Origin of the sequence: Terriglobus sp. YAF25, assembly GCF_052113305.1 — a bacterium.
Taxonomy (GTDB): domain Bacteria; phylum Acidobacteriota; class Terriglobia; order Terriglobales; family Acidobacteriaceae; genus Terriglobus.
The window spans coordinates 1-6,431 of sequence record NZ_JBFRCY010000201.1; the positions used below are offsets into that span (position 1 = coordinate 1).

Consider the following 6,431-nt stretch of genomic DNA (forward strand, 5'->3'; position numbering starts at 1 on the left):
GGCTTGGCCGTATCTCTATCCCTGGCCGCAGCGTCCTGCCGGTCTGGTGGAGACTGCTTTCGGAGAACTGGCAAAGCGCTGGTTGCCGTTGTTGGATTTCTTCGAGGAGCAGGGCGTTGATCTCTGCTACGAGATCCATCCCGGCGAAGACCTGCACGACGGTTCATCGTTTGAAATGTTCCTGGACCTGGTGAAGGGCCACAAGCGCTGCAACCTGCTTTATGACCCCAGCCACTTTATTCTGCAGGGGCTCGATTACCTGGAGTACATCGACCTGTACCACGACCGTATCAAGATGTTTCACGTCAAGGACGCCGAGTTCCGGCCGACTGGACGGCAGGGTGTCTATGGCGGCTTCCAGTCATGGGCGAATCGCGCGGGCCGTTTCCGTTCGCTGGGCGATGGACAGGTCGACTTCAAGGCGATCTTCTCCAAGCTGACGCAGTATGGCTTTGACGGTTGGGCGGTGATGGAGTGGGAGTGCTGCATCAAGAGCTCCGCACAGGGCGCCCGTGAAGGTGCGCCGTTCATCCAGAGCTGCATCATTCAGGCGGTGGAGAAGGCGTTCGATGACTTCGCCGGAGCCGCGACCGATCAGCAGATGCTCGACAACCTGCTTGGCATTGGAAGGAAGGACGCATGAGCAAAAAGCTCGGACGGAAGCTGCGCCTGGGCATGGTAGGTGGAGGCCCCGGGGCCTTCATCGGAGAGGTGCATCGCATTGCGGCACGGTTCGATGGTAAGTACGACCTGGTAGCCGCGGCACTCTCTTCCAATGCGGAGAAGTCGAAGACCTTTGCTGCAGAGTTGGGAATTCCGCGCGCGTACGGCAGTTTCGCCGAGATGGCTGAGGTTGAGTCGAAGCGCGAGGACGGCATTGATGTGGTCGCGATCGTGACACCGAACGATACGCACTATGCCATCGCCAAGGCCTTCCTCGATGCTGGTATCCACGTTATGTGCGATAAGCCCATGACGACCACCCTGGACGACGCGATAAAGCTGGCCGAAGAGGTTGAGCGTTCCGGCTTGATCTTCGCCTTGACGCATACGTATTCCGGTTACCCGATCGTGCGGCAGATGCGCAGCATCGTGGAAAGCGGCGTACTTGGCAAGGTCCGCATGATCAATGTGGAGTATGTGCAGGGCTGGCTGGCGACTCCGCTGGAGAGCTCGGGAGCGAACAAGCAAGCGGAATGGCGCACCGATCCCAAGCGCAGCGGCCCCGCCGGCTGCCTGGGCGACATCGGAACGCACGCTTATCACCTGGCCTACTTCGTCAGCGGGCTGGAGCCGGCATCGATCTCTGCCGATCTGACGACTTTTGTCGAAGGGCGACGGCTGGATGACAACGTCCAGGCAATGATCCGTTACGAAGGTGGCGCCAAGGCCAGCCTTTGGTCGTCGCAGATCGCCATCGGGAATGAGAACAACCTGAATCTGCGTATCTACGGTGAAGCCGGTTCGCTGGAATGGAACCAAGAGAACCCGAACTACGCGCGCTATACACCGCTGAACCAGCCGACGCAGATTCTGAGCCGGGGTGGCGGAGCGTTGAATGCCGCTGCGGCGCGTTTGCCGGCGGGCCATCCCGAGGGATACTTCGAGGCCTTTGCGCAGCTTTATGCCGACCTGGCGGAACGTATTACGGCGAGGCTGGAAGAGCGTGATCCCGCACCGACGTCGTTGTTGCTGCCTACCTGCCAGGATGGTGTGAACGGACTGAAGTTCATTGAGGCGTCATTGAGCTCCTCAGCGAACCAATCTTCCTGGACGTCGCTTAAGTAGTTACGGTGATGTGACTTGCTGTCGTACCATGGTGGGACTAAGAGCATTTTCCCTGTTGCTGGGTATCCCGGAAGAGGAGTGCAGCAGCGTTTTCATTGCGGAAAACGCCCATAGATGCGGAAACCCAACTCTACACCTACAGGGAAAATGCTCTACTGATCGGTACGATGAGTTCTCCGAAGTCCAGAAAACCGAATACACGGCAGACCCATGGAGTGCGCCAGATCGATCTGGCGTCATTCCAGCCTGCCTCCAGTGAGATGGCTCGCGACATCAATCGCGACATCATCCTCGAACTCATCCGTTTCAAGCAGCCGCTGGCGCGCGCCGATCTGTCGCGCCTCTCCGGCCTGCGTCCAAGCACGGTGTCGGCGATTGTCGAGCAGTTGATCCAGGAGAACTGGGTGAAGGAAGGCGCGGTGGTCAAGCCCGCGCGCGGACGGCCCTCCACCATGCTTTCGGTCAACAGCGACAAGGTGACGCTGGCGCTTGATCTGCGTCCAGACCGCGCCATTCTGGCGGTGGCAGATCTGAGCGGGCGCTTCCTGTCGCGCGAGACCATCACCACCTCGTCGGACTTGAAGAAGACAATCGCGCAGATTGGAAAGCGGATGCGGGCGCTGCGTGACGAGCACGCCACCAAGTCGTTCGAGGGGATCGGGGTCAGTCTTCCGGGCCGCGTCCAGCCCGCGACTCAGCGTGTGCTGCTGGCGCCGAATATGCACTGGCACGAGTTCGATCTGAAGAAGGCGCTGGAAGATGTCTCCGGCCTGCAGGTAGAGATCGACAACGATGCCAATGTCTGCCTGATCTCAGAGCTTTGGTTCGGCCGGCTGCAGGGCGCCAAGGATGTCGTGCTGGTTGCCGTGGCCGAAGGTGTCGGCGCCGCGATTCTTGCCGGTGGACACATGCACTCGGGGTACAACGGTATGGCCGGCGAGTTCGGCCACGTCTCGATCGACCCCAATGGACCTCTGTGCCAGTGCGGACAGAAGGGTTGCTGGGAGATGGTCGCGTCCTCACGCGCAGCCATCCGGAACTTCAACGAGGCCAGCCGCCGTAAGGTGAAGGATATCTATGAGCTGCTGCAGCTCTGCGAAGAGGGCGATGAGAACGCCATCGAGGCGCTGACCGACCAAGCCCGCGCTCTTGGCCGGGGCCTGCGGCTGATTACGACCAGCATCTCTCCGGAGCTTATTCTGGTTGTGGGCGATATCACCGCCTCGTGGGATCGTTTCGGGCCCGTTGTTGCGCAGGAGCTGGCGGCATCCATGCTGGCCGGTCCCCCGCCGTTATTGCGCGCCACCGGTGATGCAGAGTTAGCCCGCCTGAGCGGAAGTGCCGCAATGCTGATGCAGCGCCATGCCTCGTACCACCGTTCGACGCACGACGCATCACGCCGCCCTTGATCCATGAAAAACGGATTTCATTGACCATGGAAAGAACATGTTGATATATTTTTGGACGGAAAATAAAGAAACTGCGGCCCCTTCACAGCCTCCTTTCTTTAGAACTTCAAACCAGATGGGAGCTCTGATTTATGTACTTGGGAATTGATTGCGGAACCCAGGGTACAAAGGCTCTTCTCATCACCGAGGCGGGCGCAGTCCGTGGTCGTGGGTATGCCAGGCATCAGTTGATTGAGCGTGCCAGCGGGGCTCGCGAGCAGGAGCCGCAGTGGTGGGTCGATGCTCTGCGCACCAGCGTAACGCAGGCGGTGAGCCACCATGGCGCCGAGGTCCTGGCGCTGGGCGTGAGCGGACAGCAGCACGGCCTGGTGATTCTGGACGAGGCAAAGCAGGTGATCCGTCCCGCGAAGCTGTGGAACGACACCGAGACCGCTCCGCAGAACGCTGCCTTGATTGAGCGGCTGGGCGGAAAGAGCGCCATGATGGAGCGCTTCGGCATTCTGCCGATGACTGGCTATACCGTCTCGAAGCTGCTGTGGGTTAAGGAGAACGAGCCGGAGAACTTTGCCCGCATCCGTCACATCCTGTTGCCGCACGAGTATCTGAACTTCTGGCTGACCGGACAGCTGTATGCCGAGTACGGCGACGCCTCGGGCACGGCCTTCTTCGACATTCGTACGCGTGAGTGGATTCGCGAGATTCTTGATGAGATCGACGGCGGTACCGGCCAGCTTGCGGCAGCACTGCCTCCGCTGCTGAAGGTAGAGCAACTTGTCGGCACAGTTCGCCCCGAGGTCGCGGCCGAGCTTGGACTATCGCCACAGTGCGTTGTCTCCTCCGGCGGTGGCGACAACATGATGGGCGCTATTGGAACAGGCAATGTGCGTCCGGGGATTGTGACGCTGAGCCTGGGCACCTCGTCGACGGTCTATTCCTTCCTGGAGAAGCCGCTAGACAGCATTGATCCGAGTGTCGCGCCGTTCTGCTCCTCCTCGGGTGGATGGCTGCCGCTGGTCTGTACCATGAACGCTACCAATGTGGTGACACAGACTCTGCATGTGCTGGGCAAGGGCGTCGAAGATATTGATCCGGTTCTGGCCTCGACCAATCCCGGTGCGGACGGTATTACTTTCCTTCCGTTCCTGAACGGCGAGCGCACGCCGGACCTGCCGACGGCACAGGGCAGCATGCATGGTGTAACGGCCACGAACTTCAGCGCCGGCAACTTGCTGCGCAGCGTGATTGAGGGCGTGACCTTCGGTGTGCTGAATGGCCTTGAGCTGATTTTGCAGGGTCAGCCTGCCAGCAAGATTCAGGTGATCGGCGGCGGTTCGCGCTCGGCAGAGTGGCGGCAGATGATTGCCGATGCCACCGGTGCGGTGATCCAGGTACCGATTGAAGAAGAGGCTGGCTGYCTTGGGGCGGCGATTCAGGCCATGTATGCGTACAAGAGCCAGCAGGGAACTCCGGTCACCTTTGCTGTGCTCTCCGAGCGCCTTGTCAGCGTCGATGAGGAGAAGACAGCTCACCCCCGGGCGGAGAAACGTGCCGCCTATCGTGCGGCGCAGGACCGCTACAACGCTGTACTCAAAGCTCAGTTTCCGAACCTATGATCCAGATTGGAGAACCACTTGTCTGAAACGATCTTCAGCAACTTTCCTACGGTGAAATTTGAAGGTGCCGCGAGCACCAATCCCCTGGCCTATCAGTACTACGACGGCGACCGCGTCGTGCTGGGCAAGCCGCTGCGCGAGCATCTTCGCTTCGCCGTGGCCTACTGGCACTCATTCGCGATGACAGGAAGCGATCCCTTTGGCGGGCCCACGATTCATCGTCCGTGGATGGGTGCGGGCGACCCCATCGCTTTGGCAAAACAGAAGGCCGATGCCGCGTTCGACTTCTTCCGCGTGCTCGATGTGCCGTTCTACTGCTTCCACGATGCCGATGTTGCCCCCGCGGAGGAGACGCTTGCAGGCACGCTGAAGAACCTGCATACCATCGTCGATTACCTGGGCGAGAAGATGAGCTCGTCGAAGACGAAGCTGCTGTGGGGAACGGCGAACCTGTTCTCGCACCCGCGTTTCATGGCCGGCGCGTCCACCAATCCTGATCCCGAGGTCTTTGCCTGGTGCGCTGCCACGGTGAAGCACTGCATGGACGCGACGATGAAGCTCGGCGGTTCGAACTACGTTCTGTGGGGCGGACGCGAGGGCTATGAGACGCTGCTGAACACCGACATGAAGCAGGAACTGGAGCAGATGGGCCGCTTCCTCTCGCTGGTGGTCGACTACAAGCACAAGATCGGCTTCAAGGGGCAGATCCTGGTTGAGCCGAAGCCGAAGGAACCGACCTCGCACCAATATGACTTCGATACGGCGACGGTCTACGGCTTCCTGAAGCGCTTTGGCCTGGAGAATGAGGTGCGTGTAAACCTCGAAGCTAACCACGCCACGCTGGCCGGTCATACCTTTGAGCATGAGATTGCCACCGCGGGCGCCTTTGGCATTCTGGGCTCGCTGGATATCAACCGCGGCGATGCACTGCTGGGCTGGGATACTGACCAGTTCCCGAATGACCTGTGGAGCATGACCATGTCGATGTACCAGGTCATCAAGGCCGGCGGCCTTGGCGTGGGCGGATGCAACTTCGACGCAAAGGTCCGTCGCCAGAGCTTCACCGCCGAGGACCTGGTGTATGCCCACGTCGGCGGCATGGATCTTTGCGCCCGCTCCTTCCTGACAGCCGCAAAGCTGATCGAAGAGGGCGAGTACGACTCCATCCTCACCGAGCGCTATGCYGGCTGGAAGACTCCGGAGGCACAGGCCATGTTCAACGGCAAGCTCTCCCTGGAGGAGATTGCTGCGAAGGCCGAGAAAGATGCGATCCAGCCCCAGCCTCGTTCGGGTCGCCAGGAGAAGATCGAAAACCTGCTCGCCCGCAAGATCTACCGCGATCTGCAGTAATTTTCGTAACGCTTCTGAAGTCCACAAAAAGGCCGTGATGTCAGGAAGACATCGCGGCCCTTTTTATTGCAAGTCGATGAATTACCTGGCCTGTGCGGGGAAGAAGACGGCCTGCGTCGGTTCGAGACAAGACAAAAGTACCGTCGGCTCTGTACACTGTCCGTCCGCCAGTAAAACCTTTCGATTTCGACGTACGGAGATGATCTATGGCCACTTCGCAGACTGATCGCCGCGAGTTCCTCAAGCTTTCCACTGCCGCGCTTGCTACCTC

The 6,431-nt window shown here is 59.9% G+C and carries 5 protein-coding genes; all 5 read left to right on the forward strand.

Annotated features, from left to right (window positions below):
- On the forward strand, positions 1 to 643 hold a 643-nt coding region (locus AB4043_RS10390), incomplete at its 5' end, for a sugar phosphate isomerase/epimerase family protein (protein WP_442307004.1).
- Positions 640 to 1,788, forward strand: a complete 1,149-nt coding sequence (locus tag AB4043_RS10395) for a Gfo/Idh/MocA family protein (RefSeq protein ID WP_442300928.1) — start codon at positions 640 to 642, stop codon at positions 1,786 to 1,788. The genes AB4043_RS10390 and AB4043_RS10395, both read left to right, overlap by 4 nt.
- A gap of 167 nt (positions 1,789 to 1,955) precedes the next feature.
- A complete protein-coding gene (locus AB4043_RS10400; RefSeq protein WP_442300929.1) occupies positions 1,956 to 3,197 on the forward strand; it encodes an ROK family protein in 1,242 nt (413 codons plus the stop codon).
- Between the two features lie 131 nt (positions 3,198 to 3,328).
- Positions 3,329 to 4,810, forward strand: coding sequence for a xylulokinase (xylB, locus tag AB4043_RS10405; RefSeq protein WP_442307005.1), 1,482 nt, complete (start codon positions 3,329 to 3,331; stop codon positions 4,808 to 4,810).
- Positions 4,811 to 4,828: 18 nt separating this feature from the next.
- Entirely contained in the window at positions 4,829 to 6,160 is a 1,332-nt protein-coding gene (xylA, locus tag AB4043_RS10410) for a xylose isomerase (protein ID WP_442300931.1), read from the forward strand.
- Positions 6,161 to 6,431: the final 271 nt, after the last annotated feature.

Bases quoted from the DNA above. Each gene is read 5' to 3' on its own strand.
- AB4043_RS10400 (WP_442300929.1), top strand. From the start codon at position 1,956: ATGAGTTCTCCGAAGTCCAGAAAACCGAATACACGGCAGACCCATGGA.
- AB4043_RS10395 (WP_442300928.1), top strand. From the start codon at position 640: ATGAGCAAAAAGCTCGGACGGAAGCTGCGCCTGGGCATGGTAGGTGGA.